Below are 14,064 nucleotides of genomic sequence, written 5' to 3' on the forward strand. Positions count from 1 at the left end.
TCGTACGTCACCAGGTTCATCTCCCGGCCCTCGCGCGCGGACGGGAGAGCGGGCCGCCGGTACGGATACGGTGGGGACAGGTGCCACCGCGGCCGACTCCGGTCGTCCCCGGGCACCGGCATCGGGGTCCCGCCCCGCTGTCGCCCCGTAGGTCCTGGAAGGAAGATGTGAGCAGGGTGTTTGCGCAGGTCGGCACGGTCATCTGGAGTGCGGGGTAAGACGCATGCATATCGTGATCATGGGCTGTGGCCGGGTGGGCGCGGCCCTCGCCCAGACCTTGGAGCAACAGGGGCACACGGTCGCGGTCGTCGACCAGGACCCCACCGCCTTCCGCCGCCTGGGTGCGGGCTTCGGCGGGCGCCGGGTGACCGGTGTCGGCTTCGACCAGGACACCCTCCGCGAGGCGGGCATCGAGGAGGCCGGGGCCTTCGCTGCGGTGAGCAGCGGCGACAACTCCAACATCATCGCGGCCCGGGTGGCCCGCGAGATGTTCGGGGTGGAGAACGTGGCGGCCCGTATCTACGACCCCCGCCGCGCGGAGGTCTACCAGCGCCTCGGCATCCCGACCGTGGCCACGGTGCGCTGGACCGCCGACCAGATGCTGCGCAGGCTGCTGCCGTCCGGCGCGGAGCCGCACTGGCGGGACCCCAGCGGCGGGGTGCAGCTGGCCGAGGTGCACATCTCCCCCTCGTGGGTGGGCCACAAGGTCAGCGTGCTCCAGGAGGAGACCGGCGTGCGGGTCGCGTTCCTCACCCGGCTCGGCGAGGCGATGCTGCCGACCTCCGGGACGGTGCTGCAGGAGGGCGACCTGGTGCATGTGATGATGCGCACCGATGAGGTGGAGAAGGTCGAGGCAGCCTTCGAAAAGGGGCCTGAGGAGGCGAACCGATGAGGGTTGCCATTGCGGGTGCGGGCGCCGTGGGGCGTTCCATCGCGAGCGAGCTGCTGGAGAACGGGCACGAGGTGCTCCTCATCGACAAGGCGCCGACCGCCATCTCGGTGGAGCGGGTGCCGCAGGCCGAGTGGCTGCTGGCCGACGCGTGCGAGATCACCTCGCTGGACGAGGCGGCGCTGCAGCGCTGCAACGTGGTCATCGCGGCCACCGGTGACGACAAGGTCAACCTGGTCGTCTCGCTGCTCGCCAAGACCGAGTACGGGGTGCCCCGGGTGGTCGCCCGGGTCAACAACCCCAAGAACGAGTGGCTGTTCAACGAGGCGTGGGGCGTCGATGTCGCCGTCTCCACCCCGCGTCTGATGTCGGCGCTGGTCGAGGAGGCGGTGAGCGTCGGCGATCTGGTGCGGCTGCTCCGCTTCAGCCACGGCGACGCCAACCTGGTGGAGCTGACGCTGCCGCCGGAGGCGGCGCTGGTGGGCACCCGGGTCGGCGATGTGGAGTGGCCGGAGGACACCACGCTGGTCACCATCATCCGCGGCACCCGCGTGCTGACCCCGAACAAGGACGATGTGCTGGAGGCCGGTGACGAGCTGCTGTTCGTCGCGGCACAGGCGCGCGAGGAGCAGCTCGAGCAGCTGCTGTCCGTCCAGCGCCAGGACGCCACGGGCTAGGACGCACGCCACGGGCAAAAGACCGCGGCCCGGGCTCCCCTTGCGGTGAGCCCGGGCCGCGGTCCGTGTGACCTCTGTGGCCTCAGTGCCGGGGCGGCTGCCGGTCGGCCGATTCGGTACGGGCCTCGGACACGATCTGGCCGGTCCACTCCGAGAGCAGCGGATCGGCGACCTGGTCGGCCTTGGCGGCCTTGTCGGCCTGGGACTTCCGCTCCCGCTCGGCCTTCTCCTCGGCCTCCATCTCCGCGATCACGTCGATCGGCGGCGGGGCCTTGGCGAGGAAGATCCAGGTCAGATAGACACAGAGCAGGAACGGCGGAATGCCGAGCGCGACCTTGACCCAGCCGAGCTGGGTGGCGTCCCCCCACCAGTAGAGCGGGAACAGCACCGCCGACTTGGCCAGCAGAATCAGCCCCCACGCCCAGGTGGAGCGGGTGTAGGCGCGGAACCGGCCGGGGTTACGGGTGCGCCAGGAGAGGTTCTCCTTCAGCATCGGCCCGAGCAACACCCCGATCAGCGGGAAGCGGAAGATCGCCGAGAGAATGTAGGCGATCGCCAGCCCCAGGGTGTAGAGCATGCCCGGCAGATAGAAGTTCTTCGCGTCGCCGGACATCATCGCGAAGATCGCGCCGAACGCGACCCCGAAGACCCCGCTGAAGGCGTGCTTCAGGGTCTCCTTGCGCACCAGCCGGGTGAGCGCCAGCAGCACGGTGAGACCGAGCGCGGCGATCGCGGCGAGATGGATGTCGCGGTTGATCGTGTACAGCAGGACGAAGACCAGACCGGGGACGGTGGTGTCCACCATGCCCCGCACCCCGCCGAACGCCTCCAGGAGCGCGGTGTCCGCCGCCGCCCTGCTGTCGGCGGCGGCGCTTCGGTGCCCGGTCGGGGTCGTCTTGTCGTCTGGCGTCACCGGCTACTCCTGTCCGAGCGGTCGGAGTTCGTACTTCGGATTGAACAGCACCCGGCGTCCATGGCTCATGGAGATCCGGCCCGAGGCGATCAGCTTGCGCCCCGGTTCTATCCCGATGATGGAGCGACGGCCCAGCCACACCACGTCCAGCGCGGCGGTGCCGTCGAAGAGCTCCGCCTCCAGCGCGGGCACTCCGGCCCGCGGTCTGAGCGTCACCGTGCGCAGCGTGCCCGTCACCTTGACGATCTGACGGTCGCCGCAGTCGCCGATCTTGGTGCAGCCCGCGGCCTCCGCGTCCTGCTGGAGCTCGGCGGAGTGCAGCTCCTCCTGGGAGCTCGACAGCCGGTCCAGCATCCGCCGGAACCGGCCGACCTGTTTGCCGGACCTGTCTCCCCTGGCGGCCCCGTCGGAGGGGTGGGGTACGGAACTCATACGGCCAGCGTACCGGTGCGCCGACGCCGAAACGCCGTCCCCGCACTGATCGCCCCGCCCCCGCTCATCGCTCGAACCGGTAGCCCATCCCCGGCTCGGTGACGAAGTGGCGCGGATGCGAGGGGTCGGCCTCCAGCTTGCGGCGCAGCTGCGCCATATAGACCCGCAGGTAGTTGCTCTCGGTGCCGTACGAGGGCCCCCAGACCTCCTGCAGCAGCTGCTTCTGGCTGACCAGGCGGCCGGCGTTGCGCACCAGGACCTCCAGCAGATGCCATTCGGTGGGGGTCAGCCGCACATCGCGGCCGTCGCGATGGGCCTTCTTGGCCGCCAGGTCGACGGTGAACGCATCGGTCTCCACCACCACCGAGTCGTCCGGCTGCCCGGCGGGCTCGGCGCGGCGGACGGCCGCGCGCAGCCGGGCGAGCAGCTCGTCCATGCCGAACGGCTTGGTGACGTAGTCGTCCGCCCCCGCGTCCAGGGCCTCGACCTTCTCGTCCGAGGTCTGACGGGCGGAGAGCACCAGGATCGGCACCCGGGTCCAGCCCCGGAGCCCCTTGATCACCTCGACCCCGTCCATATCGGGCAGGCCGAGGTCGAGCACGATCACATCGGGATGGCGGGCGGCGGCCAGCCGGAGCGCGGTGGCGCCGTCCCCGGCGGCGTCGACCTCGTACTTGCGCGCCTTCAGGTTGATCACGAGGGCGCGTACGATCTGCGGCTCGTCGTCGACCACGAGCACCCGGTTCATGTGGCGGGCCTGCCTTTCCGTGTCGTTGTGGCTGACGTGGAGCCGACCTGGACCGGGAGGCCGGGGTCGGCCGGCGGGCGGCCGGCGGCGACACGCAGCGTGAGCACCATGGTCATACCGCCGCCGGGGGTGTCCTCGGCGGTCAGCCGGCCGCCCATGGCCTCGGCGAAGCCGCGGGCGACGGCGAGCCCGAGGCCGACCCCGGCGCCGCGCGGGGCGTCCCCGTAGCGCTGGAAGGGCTCGAAGATACGGTCCTTCTCCCTGTCCGGCACGCCCGGGCCGCCGTCGGCCACCCGCAGCTCCACACGGTCGCCGAGGGCGCTCGCGGAGACCAGCACGGGGCGGTCCTGCGGGCTGTACTTCACCGCGTTCTCCACGATGTTGGCGACGCCGCGCTCCAGCAGCCCGGGGTCGACCGCGACCATCGGCAGCTCCTCGGGGATGTCGAGGGCGACCTTGGCCATGGGGACGCCGACGAGCGCCATCGGCACCACCTCGTCCAGGTCGATCTCCCGGATGAGCGGGGTGACGGTGCCGGTCTGCAGCCGGGACATGTCCAGGAGGTTGCCCACCAGGTGGTCCAGCCGGTCTGCGCCGTCCTCGATGCCCTCCAGCAGCTCGGCCTCGTCCTCCTCCGACCAGGCGACGTCATCGGAGCGCAGGGAGCTCACGGCCGCCTTGATGGCCGCGAGCGGGGTGCGCAGATCGTGGCTGACGGCGGCGAGCAGCGCGGTGCGGATGCGGTTCCCCTCGGCCAGCTCACGGGCCTGCCCGGCCTGCTGGGCCAGTCGCTGCCGGTCCAGGACGACGGCGGCCTGGGCGGCGAAGGCGGCGAGCACCCGGCGGTCCTCGGCGGGCAGGACCCGGCCGGAGAGCGCGAGCGCCATATGGTCGCCGACCGGCATGTCCACCTCCGCGTCCTCGGGCCGTTCGGGCGCCGGGGTGCCGTCGTGGCTGCCGACGCTGCCCGCGCAGGTCCAGGGGGCGACGTCGCTCTCCCGCTCCAGCAGCGCCACCGAGTCCATGGCGAACGTCTCGCGGACCCGCTCCAGCAGCGCCTCCAGGCTGGTCTCGCCGCGCAGCACGCTGCCCGCGAGGAACGACAGTATCTCGGACTCGGCCCGCAGCCGGGCGGCCTGATGGGTGCGGCGGGCGGCGAGGTCGACCACCGAGGCCACACAGACGGCGACCGCCACGAAGATCGCTATGGCGACGATGTTCTCGGGGTCGGCGATGGTCAGGGTGTGGGTGGGCGGGGTGAAGTAGTAGTTGAGCAGCAGCGATCCGACGGCCGCCGAGGCGAGGGCGGGCACCATGCCGCCCAGCAGGGCCGCCAGCACATTGAGGAACAGGAAGAGCAGCACCTCGTTGGCGAAGCCGGGCCCGGCCTCGGAGGCGAGGGTGGCGCCGGTGCCGGTGAGCAGCAGCGTGAGCAGGGCCGGTCCGGCCACCCCGACCACCCAGCCCGCGATCAGCCGGGAGCGGCCGAGCCGGGCGCCGCGCGCCACCGGCAGCCCGCGGCCCTTGGCGACCTCGTCATGGGTGACGATGTGGACGTCCAGATCGGGCCCCGAATCACGGGCGACGGTGGTGCCCACGCCGGGTCCGAAGATGTACTGCCAGGTCTTGCGGCGGCTGGAGCCGAGCACGATCTGGGTCGCGTTGACACCGCGGGCGAACTCCAGCAGCGCCCCCGGGATGTCCTCCCCTATGACGTGGTGGAAGGTGCCCCCGAGGTCCTCCACGAGGGTGCGCTGGACCGCCAGCTCCTTGGGGGAGGCCGAGGTCAGGCCGTCGCTGCGGGCGATGTAGACGGCGAGGATCTCGCTGCCGGAGCCCTTGGCCGCCATCCGGGCGGCCCGGCGGATCAGCGTCCGCCCCTCCGGGCCGCCGGTCAGCCCGACGACGATGCGCTCGCGCGCCTGCCAGGTGGAGCGGATGGAGTGCTCGTCGCGGTACTGCTGGAGGTATTCGTCGACCCGGTCGGCGGTCCACAGCAGGGCCAGCTCGCGCAGCGCGGTCAGGTTACCGGGCCGGAAGTAGTTCGACAGCGCGGCGTCCACCTTGTCGGGCGCGTAGATGTTGCCGTGGGCCATGCGGCGGCGCAGCGCCTGGGGCGACATGTCGACCAGCTCGATCTGGTCGGCCCGGCGCACCACCTCGTCCGGGAGGGTCTCCCGCTGGCGCACCCCCGTGATCGACTCCACCACGTCCCCCAGCGACTCCAGGTGCTGGATGTTGACCGTGGAGACCACGTCGATGCCCGCGCGCAGCAGCTCCTCGACGTCCTGCCAGCGCTTTTCGTTCCGGGAGCCGGGGACGTTGGTGTGGGCGAGCTCGTCCACGAGCGCGATGGCGGGGCGGCGGGCCAGCACCGCGTCCACGTCCATCTCGGTGAAGGTGCTCCCCCGGTACTCCACCTCCCGGCGGGGCACCTCCTCCAGCCCGTGCATCATCACCTGGGTACGGCGACGGCCGTGGTGCTCCACGAAGCCGACCACGAGGTCCGCGCCCCGCTCGACCCGGCGATGCCCCTCGGACAGCATCGCGTACGTCTTGCCGACGCCCGGTGCCGCACCGAGGTAGATCCGCAACTTTCCGCGCCCCATACCCCTATTTTCCCTGTTGGACGGCGCCTGAGCTCATGGCGAGCTGCCAGCGGGCGATGCTTTGGAGCAAACCCCGTCCCCGGCCGGGCCGGCCCTTCCTTGACGGCTCCCTTACGGCCGTCGGCGCCGTCTTGACGCGCCTTTGACGCCCGGCCGCCCCACCCGGGGAAACCCCATGCGAAAAGCCGGTGGGCCGTACTCCGCAGAGAAGAGTACGGCCCACCGGCAGACGCTCACCTCGGGCCGGGCCTTACGCCGTCGGCTCAGCCGGAGGTGAGCGAGCAGCCCGCCAGGGCGTCGAGACCGGAGGGGGCGGTCGAGCCCTGGCGGGAGAAGGAGAGTTCGATGCGGTCGATCGTCGAGGCCCGCTTGTCCTTCAGCGGGCCCAGGATGGCGTTCTGCACGAAGTTGGGGCCGCCCTCGCCCGCGGAGGACGCCAGCCGCTTGTTGGCCTCGTCGAGCTGGGTCTGGAGCAGCGCGATATTGCGGTCCACCTCGGCCTGGGCGGCGGCCGGCACGCCGCTGATCTTCGAGGCGACATCCGGGCAGCTGATCGTCTGAGCGGAGCCCGCGTCGGCCCCGGAGCCCGCGTCGGCCCCACCGCCCTGCTCGGCTCCACCGCCCTGCTCGGCCCCGCCGCCCTGCTCGGCCCCGCCGCCCGCGGGCTCGGACGCGGCCGCTGTGGGGGTCGCGCCGCTGTCCGCCTCGCCGCCCGCGCCGGCGCCGGTGCCCGCTCCCGCGTCCCCGCCCGAGAGGGTGCACTCGGCGAGCGCGTCCAGCCCCGTCGGCTTCTCGGCGCGCCGCCCGATGGAGATCGCGATGCGGTCCAGGGTGGACTTCCGCTTGTCCGCCAGCGGGCCGAGGATGGCGTTCCGCACGAAGTTGGGGCCGCCCTCGCCCTGACTCGTGCTGAGCCGCTTGTTGGCCTCCGCCAGCTGCGTGTCCAGCAGGGCGAGGTTGCGGTCCACCTCGGCCCGGGCCTCCGCCGGGATCTCCGGGAGGGAACCGGCGACGGCGGGGCAGCTGATGGTCTGGGCGGCCTTGGTCGACGCATCGGCGTCGCCGCCGCCGTCGTCCTGACCGGCCATGGCGGCTCCCACCACGACGGCCGCACAGGTGATACCGCCGATCGCGCCGGAGACGAGAATTCTCCGGCGGTGCAGTAACGGAAGGCCACGCGACATCTGATCACTCACCTCGTTGAGGTCGGACAGGGGGTGTGTCTCGCGACGCGCCCTCTCCCCCTCGGAGCGTCACAAGGTCTCGCGCCCATGAGTACGGCCGGGGTGGCGGGTGTGTTCACCGTGTCGCGCGAAATCCCCGAAGCGGCCTTCCGGAAAACGCCGAAGGGGCCCGGGGCCTGGTGGCCCCGGGCCCCTTCGGGCCTTGTCCTTCGCCGTGCGGGACGGCGGCTCAGCGGACCTCGGAGATCTCCGGACCGCGCTGGAGCCGGTCGGCGCCGCCCGCGAACCGCGAGCCCTGCGCCTCGTCCTGCTGCACCCCGTCGGGCACCATCTGGGCGTCGTCCGGCAGCTTGAGGACGATCGGGTCGCGCGGGGCCATCGGGCCCTCACCGCGCACCACGACCGTGTCCCGGAAGATCGCCTCCAGGAGGCTGCCGGTCTCGGGCTGCACCGCGCCCTGCCCGGAGATCACACCGCGCAGGAACCAGCGGGGCCCGTCCACGCCGACGAAGCGGACCACCTGTACGCCGTTCTTGCCGTCCGGGAGCTGCACCGGGACCTGGGCGCGCAGCTCCCAGCCGAGCGGGCCCTCGACCTCGTCGACGACCCCGCCCTGCTGGGTGATGCCGGTGGCGATCTCGTCGCGCACCTCGCCCCAGATGCCTTCCTTCTTGGGCGCTGCGAAGCCCTGGAGCTGCACGGCGCTGTCCCGCAGCACCACGGTCGCGGCGACGATCGCGTCTCCCGCGACCTCCACCCGCAGCTCCATGCCCTCGACGCCGGGTACGAACAGACCACCGAGGTCCACCCGGCCCTCGCCGGGCTCGCGCACCTCGGATACGTCCCAGGGGCCCTCGGGACGCGGGGCCGGCGGCAGGCTCACCCGGCCGGCCTCCACGGGTGCGGCGGTGTCCTCAGCGCCGTCCGCGTCCTCCGCGTCCTCGGCCAACTCGTCGGAGGTCACGTCGAGCGACTCGACGTCCTCCTTGCTGCGCTTGCGGCGACGTCCGAACACGTCATCGTCCTTCCCGGTCGGAACCGACCGAAGCGTACCTATTCCCGCCCGTTGCCCTACCCGTTGTGCCGTCCACGGCGGCATGACCGCCGGTGGACCCGAAGCCCCCTTCGGCCCGCGCCGACCCGGGAAGCTCCGCCACCTCCTGGAAGCGCACCTTCTCGACCTGCTGGACGACCAATTGGGCGATCCGGTCGAAGCGCTCGAACCGCACGCTCTCGCGCGGGTCCAGATTGACCACGATCACCTTGATCTCTCCACGGTACCCGGCATCGATGGTCCCCGGGGCATTCACCATGGCTACGCCGCAGCGCGCGGCAAGTCCGGACCGTGGATGCACGAAGGCGGCATACCCCTCCGGGAGCGCGATAGACACTCCGGTGGGCAGAACCGCGCGCTCCCCCGGAGCCAGCTCGGCCGCCTCGGTGGTGACCAGGTCGGCCCCCGCGTCGCCGGGGTGGGCGTACCCGGGGATGGGCACCTCGGGGTCCACCCTGCGGATCGGCACGTCGACGGGCAGCGGACTCATGGGTTCACCTCGAAAGCGCGCGCGACCTTCACCTGATCCGGATCGGTGAGCGCCGCGTCGATCTCCTCCGCCCGGCCGTTCTCGATGAAGTGGTCGACCCGCACCTCTATGAAGAGGGCCTGCGCCCGCACCGCGACGGGGCCGTCCGGAGCGCCGATCCGGCCCGTGGCCGAGCAGTAGACCTTCCGGCCGTGCACGGCGGTCACCTGTGCCTCCAGATGCAGCTCGGTGCCGACCGGCACGGGCCGTACGAAGTCGGTCTCCAGCCGCCCGGTCACCGTGATCGTCCGCTGCAGCCAGTTGAGCGACCCGAGCGTCTCGTCCAGCGCCGCGGCCAGCACCCCGCCGTGGGCCAGGCCCGGCGCGCCCTGATGGCCGCTGCGCACCGTGAACTCGGCGGTGACGCTCACGTCCTCGCCCGCCCGCGCGATCAGCCCCAGACCGCCCGGCTGATGGCCGCAGCCGAAGCACTGGTCGTAGTGCGCGCCGAGAGGCTCCCCGGGCGCGGGCGCGTCGGGGTGGCGCACGGGTCCCTTGGCGCCCTCCGGCGGCGTCAGCCCTGTCGTTCGTCCACTCACAACGGCTGACCTTACCCGCGAGAACAGTCCGGTTCGGCGGCCATGCCAAGCTGATACGCATGCAGCCTTACGAAGAACGCCTCAGCGCGCCCCGTTCCTGGTGGTTCATCGCCGTTCTGATCGGGGTCTCCGTGGGGTTGATCATGCTGCCGTTCGGCACGCTGCCGATGCTCGGCGGGCTGATCGGCGGTGCGGCGCTGGCCTGCGTCGCGGTGAGTTCCTACGGGTCGGCCCGGGTGCGCGTGGTGGCGGACTCACTGGTGGCCGGCGAGGCGCGGATCCCGGTGTCGGCCCTGGGCACCCCGCAGGTGCTGGACGCCGATGAGGCGGCCGCCTGGCGGACCTACAAGGCCGATCCGCGGGCGTTCATGCTGCTGCGCAGCTACATCCCGACCGCGCTGCGGGTGGATGTCACCGATCCGGAGGACCCGACACCGTACGTGTATGTGTCCACCCGGAATCCGGAGGCGCTGGCCGCCGCGCTCACGGCCGTGCGATCCGCCTGAGCGGGGCGCGCGAGGGGCTCATCCCTCCAGGGGCAGCGGGAGGTCCCAGGGGACCTGCTCGGCCCGCAGATCCTTGCGGACCTTGCGCGCGAGCTTCTTGGTGTCGCGCCGGTTCATCGCGGCTCCGACGGCCGCGCCGACCATGAAGGGCGTCAGGACCGGCATGTTCCGGAAGCTGCGCTTGAGCACCTGCTGCCGCAGCTCGCGCTTCATCTGGACGCCCAGGGCCGCGTTGACGCTCGCCGGCTGGGCGACGTCGATACCGCGCTCCTCGGCCCAGCAGCCGAGATAGGCGATGGCGCGCTGCCGCACCGTGCCGGGCGCCCGCACGCCGTAGACCTCGTGCAGCTCGGCGATCAGCTTGAACTCTATGGCGGCCACGCCGACGATCTCGGCGGCCAGCTCGGTGGGCATGGCGGGCGGGGTGGGCAGCATCGCCGCGGCACCGACGCCCGCACCCACTGTGGCGGTGCCGCCCGCGGCACCGGCCACCAGTTTGTCCGCGAGCTCTTCGGGGCCCAGCCCCGGGAACTGCTCGCGCAGCGCTTCGAGATCGCGGACCGGGATGCGTGGAGCGTTGGCGATGATCCGGTCGGCGACCGCGTAGACCCCCGCTCTCGCGCGCTCACCGCCTCTTCGCACACCGCGGCCGAGGGTGGTCGCGAGCGAGGCCATCCGGCCTCGCTCGGCCTCGTCCACGTCGTCGTGCTCCGCCTCCACGCCGACCCCGCGGCTCAGGCCGCGCAGTCGCGGCAGATCGGCTGGCCGTTCTTGGTCTCGGCGGCCAGCTGGCTGCGGTGGTGCACGAGGAAGCAGCTCATGCAGGTGAACTCGTCCGCCTGACGAGGCAGCACCCGGACGGACAACTCCTCATTGGAGAGGTCCGCACCGGGCAGCTCGAGTCCCTCGGCCTGCTCGAACTCGTCGACGTCGACGGTGGACGCCGACTTGTCGTTCCGCCGGGCCTTCAGTTCCTCGATGCTGTCCTCGTTGACGTCATCGTCGGTCTTGCGTGGGGTGTCGTAATCCGTTGCCATGTCGCTCTCCCCCTCTGGGTGTCTGTGGTGTCTCAGCGCACGTAACGCGTGAGAGGCCGGACTTGTGCCCGACCCGAGGCGGAGATTTTGCCTCACATCAAGGTCTGTTACTCAATCGACACCCAACCGCGCCCCTGAAGAGGTGATCGGGTTGGATGGCCATCGGGACCGTACACGGTCCGAATGTCGCACTCGCACGCGCCATGACGTGTACTTCCCGTGATCACGGTCCCCGAAAACCCGGATTTTCCCGGCTTTCCGTCAACCGCGACGATCACGCAGAGTATATGGCCGGAAAATCGCCCATGTGATCGATCACACAGCCTACCTCGGGTGGGCGGATCACGAAAATTCCGCCCAAAGCGAACATCTCCCGGGCAGGCCCCGGCCTCGGGTTTCCCGGCGTCAGACCGGGAGCACCACCCGCATCACCAGGCCTCCTCCCTCACGCGGCTCCGCCGCGATCCTGCCGCCGTGGGCGCGCGCCACCGACCGCGCGATCGACAGTCCGAGTCCGACGCCCTTGTCGCTGCCGGTGCGCTCGGTGCGGAGCCTGCGGAAGGGTTCGAAAATGTTGTCCATCTCGTAGGCGGGGACCACCGGACCGGTGTTCGCCACCACCAGCACGGCCTGGCCCGGCCGGCTCTCGGTGGTGACCTCGACCCAGCCGTCCTCCGCGATGTTGTACCGCACCGCGTTCTGGACGAGGTTCAGCGCGATCCGCTCGAGCAGCACTCCATTGCCCTGGACCACCGCCGGAGCGCGCTGTCCGCGCAGCTCCACGCCCTTGCCCTCGGCCTCCGCCCGGACCTGCTCCAGCGCCTGGGAGGCCACCTCGGCGAGATCCACCGGCTTGCGGTCGACGATCTCGTTGTCGCTGCGGGCCAGCAGCAGCAGGCCCTCCACCAGCTGCTCGCTGCGCTCGTTGGTGGCCAGCAGGGTCTTGCCCAGCTGGACCAGCTCCGGGGACGCCTGCGGGTCCGAGAGCTGCACCTCCAGCAGGGTGCGGTTGATCGCCAGCGGGGTGCGCAGCTCGTGCGAGGCGTTGGCGACGAACCGCTGCTGGGCGGTGAACGCCCGGTCCAGGCGCTCCAGCATCTCGTCGAAGGTGTCGGCGAGCTCCTTGAGCTCGTCGTCCGGGCCGTCCAGCTCGATCCGGCGGGACAGGTCCGAGCCCGCCACCTGGCGCGCGGTGCGGGTGATCCGGCCGAGCGGCGAGAGCACCCGTCCGGCCATCGCGTAGCCGAAGGCGAAGGCGATCACGGACAGGCCCAGGAGGGCTATCAGGGAGCGGCGCAGCAGCCCGTCCAGGGCCAGCTGGCGCTGCTCCTTCATGCAGGTGTTCAGGACCGCGTTGAACTGGTCCGGGCTGCTCTGGCCGATGATCTCGGGGCAGGTGTTGTTGGTCGGCTGGACACTGCCGCCGACCAGTTTGAACGGCAGCTCGTTGCCGACGTGCAGGGCCTGCGCGGCCAGCAGGTAGATGATCGTCAGCAGTACCACCCCGGCGATCAGGAACATCCCGCCGTACAGCAGGGTGAGCCGTATCCGGATCGTGGGGCGCAGCCAGGGGTTGGGGCGCGAGGCGCCCTGGGGGTCCCAGCTGGGCTTGGGCGGTGCCGTGGGCGGCAGCGGGGTCGGAGTCGTCGCCATGCCTGATCAGATCCGGTAACCCGAGCCGGGGACGGTGACGATCACCGCGGGCTCGCCCAGCTTGCGGCGCAGGGTCATCACGGTCACCCGCACCACGTTGGTGAACGGATCGGTGTTCTCGTCCCAGGCCTTCTCCAGCAGCTGCTCCGCGGAGACCACGGCGCCCTCACTGCGCATGAGCACCTCCAGGACCGCGAACTCCTTCGGCGCCAGCTGGATCTCCTTGCCGTCCCGGAACACCTCGCGGCGGTTGGGGTCCAACTTGATCCCGGCGCGCTCCAGGACGGGCGGCAGGGCCACGGTCGTCCGGCGGCCGAGCGCACGCACCCGCGCGATCAGTTCGCTGAAGGCGAAGGGCTTGGGCAGATAGTCGTCCGCGCCGATCTCCAGGCCCTCCACGCGGTCGCTGACGTCGCCGGAGGCGGTGAGCATCAGGACCCGGGTGGGGATGCCGAGTTCGACGATCTTGCGGCAGACGTCATCGCCGTGCACGAGGGGCAGGTCCCGGTCGAGGACGACGACGTCGTAGTCGTTGACGGCGATGCGCTCCAAGGCGGCGGCTCCGTCATACACGACGTCGACGGCCATGGCCTCCCGGCGCAGTCCGGTGGCCACCGCATCGGCGAGCAACTGCTCGTCCTCGACGACGAGTACGCGCACGTCGTTGTTCCTTCCTTGATTGCCGCACTGGGCATGATCTCGCCAAACTCGATGATTGTTCGGCGCCTCCATCCTGCCTCGAAGTCTCATAAACCGGCGGTAAGAGGGATCGCCCCGGGATCCCGAGGACCGATCATGGACGCGGCGGCGGGGGCGGCAGCGGCTGGAACGCCGAATTCAGATTCTTTCGGGGCCCGAGGTTTCCGCCCAGGACGGGGTGGGGAGGACGACTGCACACCCGCGATCACGCCTTGTCTCCGGCATCTCTGACTGTCATTGCCGACGGCAAGGGCCACGCACGTGATCGTCCCGCCGTCGGCACACCCCCGTGCCACCGACCCACGACGAGGGGGCGCACATGGACGCGTTCACCGCAGGCATTCTGCAGCGCATAGAGAACACCAAGACCGATCTCATTCGCGCCCGTGAGACGGGCGACGACTTTCTTGTGGACGTGGAGCAGTCGGAGCTGGAAGACCTCCGTCGCCTCGCCGCCGAGCACGGTGTCGAAGTAAGCGCCTCGTTTGCTTGATCCCTTGTGGATTCCGGACCCGATCCAGATCCGGATTCCCTCCTTGTAGCCGATTCCCATTCACCTCCGGATGGTGATCCAGAAAACATCCGGTAACCACGC

16 protein-coding genes are annotated in these 14,064 nt (G+C 71.0%); 4 read left to right on the forward strand and 12 right to left on the reverse strand.

Annotated elements, in window-relative coordinates:
* Positions 1–223: 223 nt before the first annotated feature.
* Positions 224–892 (forward strand): potassium channel family protein, encoded by a 669-nt coding sequence (locus J8403_RS12715; RefSeq protein ID WP_059141662.1) that lies wholly within the window; start codon positions 224–226, stop codon positions 890–892.
* Complete coding sequence (locus J8403_RS12720; RefSeq protein ID WP_059141661.1) at positions 889–1,566, forward strand: potassium channel family protein; 678 nt, start codon at positions 889–891, stop codon at positions 1,564–1,566. The genes J8403_RS12715 and J8403_RS12720 overlap by 4 nt, the downstream gene beginning before the upstream one ends.
* 82 nt (positions 1,567–1,648) lie before the next feature.
* On the opposite strand, the gene J8403_RS12725 is transcribed toward J8403_RS12720, so the two are convergent.
* The 8 genes from J8403_RS12725 to J8403_RS12760 all read right to left on the reverse strand — a co-directional run bounded on the left by J8403_RS12725 (position 1,649) and on the right by J8403_RS12760 (position 9,574).
* A complete protein-coding gene (locus J8403_RS12725) occupies positions 1,649–2,479 on the reverse strand; it encodes a DUF3159 domain-containing protein (RefSeq protein WP_211123300.1) in 831 nt (276 codons plus the stop codon).
* A gap of 3 nt (positions 2,480–2,482) precedes the next feature.
* The gene (locus tag J8403_RS12730; protein WP_211123301.1) at positions 2,483–2,911 is read right to left on the reverse strand and encodes an OB-fold nucleic acid binding domain-containing protein; all 429 of its coding nucleotides are present in this window, start codon (positions 2,909–2,911) and stop codon (positions 2,483–2,485) included.
* Between the two features lie 64 nt (positions 2,912–2,975).
* A complete protein-coding gene (locus tag J8403_RS12735) occupies positions 2,976–3,659 on the reverse strand; it encodes a response regulator (RefSeq protein WP_211123302.1) in 684 nt (227 codons plus the stop codon).
* Positions 3,656–6,268 carry a sensor histidine kinase gene (locus J8403_RS12740; RefSeq protein WP_211123303.1) on the reverse strand — a complete coding sequence of 871 codons (2,613 nt, stop codon included), beginning with the start codon at positions 6,266–6,268 and terminating at the stop codon, positions 3,656–3,658. The genes J8403_RS12735 and J8403_RS12740 overlap by 4 nt, the downstream gene beginning before the upstream one ends.
* A gap of 263 nt (positions 6,269–6,531) precedes the next feature.
* The gene (locus tag J8403_RS12745; RefSeq protein WP_211123304.1) at positions 6,532–7,452 is read right to left on the reverse strand and encodes a hypothetical protein; all 921 of its coding nucleotides are present in this window, start codon (positions 7,450–7,452) and stop codon (positions 6,532–6,534) included.
* Positions 7,453–7,681: 229 nt separating this feature from the next.
* Entirely contained in the window at positions 7,682–8,467 is a 786-nt protein-coding gene (locus J8403_RS12750; protein WP_093465219.1) for a DUF3710 domain-containing protein, read from the reverse strand.
* A gap of 1 nt (position 8,468) precedes the next feature.
* Positions 8,469–8,996 carry a dUTP diphosphatase gene (gene dut / locus J8403_RS12755; protein ID WP_059141651.1) on the reverse strand — a complete coding sequence of 176 codons (528 nt, stop codon included), beginning with the start codon at positions 8,994–8,996 and terminating at the stop codon, positions 8,469–8,471.
* Positions 8,993–9,574, reverse strand: a complete 582-nt coding sequence (locus J8403_RS12760) for a PaaI family thioesterase (RefSeq protein WP_211123305.1) — start codon at positions 9,572–9,574, stop codon at positions 8,993–8,995. The genes dut and J8403_RS12760 overlap by 4 nt, the downstream gene beginning before the upstream one ends.
* 59 nt (positions 9,575–9,633) lie before the next feature.
* Here J8403_RS12760 and J8403_RS12765 point away from each other — a divergent pair, with 59 nt between their 5' ends.
* Positions 9,634–10,080: a DUF3093 domain-containing protein gene (locus J8403_RS12765; RefSeq protein WP_211123306.1), complete on the forward strand. Its 447-nt coding sequence runs from the start codon at positions 9,634–9,636 to the stop codon at positions 10,078–10,080.
* Between the two features lie 18 nt (positions 10,081–10,098).
* Here the strand turns inward: J8403_RS12765 and J8403_RS12770 are convergent, their stop codons facing one another.
* The 4 genes from J8403_RS12770 to J8403_RS12785 all read right to left on the reverse strand — a co-directional run bounded on the left by J8403_RS12770 (position 10,099) and on the right by J8403_RS12785 (position 13,430).
* Positions 10,099–10,800 (reverse strand): hypothetical protein, encoded by a 702-nt coding sequence (locus J8403_RS12770; RefSeq protein WP_211123307.1) that lies wholly within the window; start codon positions 10,798–10,800, stop codon positions 10,099–10,101.
* A gap of 14 nt (positions 10,801–10,814) precedes the next feature.
* Positions 10,815–11,117 carry a DUF4193 domain-containing protein gene (locus tag J8403_RS12775; protein WP_009714537.1) on the reverse strand — a complete coding sequence of 101 codons (303 nt, stop codon included), beginning with the start codon at positions 11,115–11,117 and terminating at the stop codon, positions 10,815–10,817.
* Between the two features lie 405 nt (positions 11,118–11,522).
* A complete protein-coding gene (locus J8403_RS12780) occupies positions 11,523–12,770 on the reverse strand; it encodes a sensor histidine kinase (protein WP_093465211.1) in 1,248 nt (415 codons plus the stop codon).
* Positions 12,771–12,776: 6 nt separating this feature from the next.
* On the reverse strand, positions 12,777–13,430 hold the full coding sequence (locus J8403_RS12785) for a response regulator transcription factor (RefSeq protein WP_014055413.1): 654 nt from the start codon (positions 13,428–13,430) through the stop codon (positions 12,777–12,779).
* Between the two features lie 358 nt (positions 13,431–13,788).
* On the opposite strand from J8403_RS12785, the gene J8403_RS12790 reads away from it, so the two are divergent.
* Entirely contained in the window at positions 13,789–13,962 is a 174-nt protein-coding gene (locus tag J8403_RS12790; RefSeq protein ID WP_014055412.1) for a hypothetical protein, read from the forward strand.
* Positions 13,963–14,064: the final 102 nt, after the last annotated feature.

It is taken from the genome of Streptomyces yatensis (assembly GCF_018069625.1).
In the GTDB taxonomy this organism is placed as follows: Bacteria; Actinomycetota; Actinomycetes; order Streptomycetales; family Streptomycetaceae; genus Streptomyces; species Streptomyces yatensis.

Coding starts and splice junctions, on each gene's coding strand:
- J8403_RS12740 (WP_211123303.1), bottom strand. CDS start 6,268: ATGGGGCGCGGAAAGTTGCGGATCTACCTCGGTGCGGCACCGGGCGTC.
- J8403_RS12790 (WP_014055412.1), top strand. CDS start 13,789: ATGGACGCGTTCACCGCAGGCATTCTGCAGCGCATAGAGAACACCAAG.
- dut (WP_059141651.1), bottom strand. CDS start 8,996: ATGAGTCCGCTGCCCGTCGACGTGCCGATCCGCAGGGTGGACCCCGAG.
- J8403_RS12765 (WP_211123306.1), top strand. CDS start 9,634: ATGCAGCCTTACGAAGAACGCCTCAGCGCGCCCCGTTCCTGGTGGTTC.
- J8403_RS12730 (WP_211123301.1), bottom strand. CDS start 2,911: ATGAGTTCCGTACCCCACCCCTCCGACGGGGCCGCCAGGGGAGACAGG.
- J8403_RS12745 (WP_211123304.1), bottom strand. CDS start 7,452: ATGTCGCGTGGCCTTCCGTTACTGCACCGCCGGAGAATTCTCGTCTCC.
- J8403_RS12780 (WP_093465211.1), bottom strand. CDS start 12,770: ATGGCGACGACTCCGACCCCGCTGCCGCCCACGGCACCGCCCAAGCCC.
- J8403_RS12720 (WP_059141661.1), top strand. CDS start 889: ATGAGGGTTGCCATTGCGGGTGCGGGCGCCGTGGGGCGTTCCATCGCG.
- J8403_RS12735 (WP_211123302.1), bottom strand. CDS start 3,659: ATGAACCGGGTGCTCGTGGTCGACGACGAGCCGCAGATCGTACGCGCC.
- J8403_RS12715 (WP_059141662.1), top strand. CDS start 224: ATGCATATCGTGATCATGGGCTGTGGCCGGGTGGGCGCGGCCCTCGCC.
- J8403_RS12775 (WP_009714537.1), bottom strand. CDS start 11,117: ATGGCAACGGATTACGACACCCCACGCAAGACCGACGATGACGTCAAC.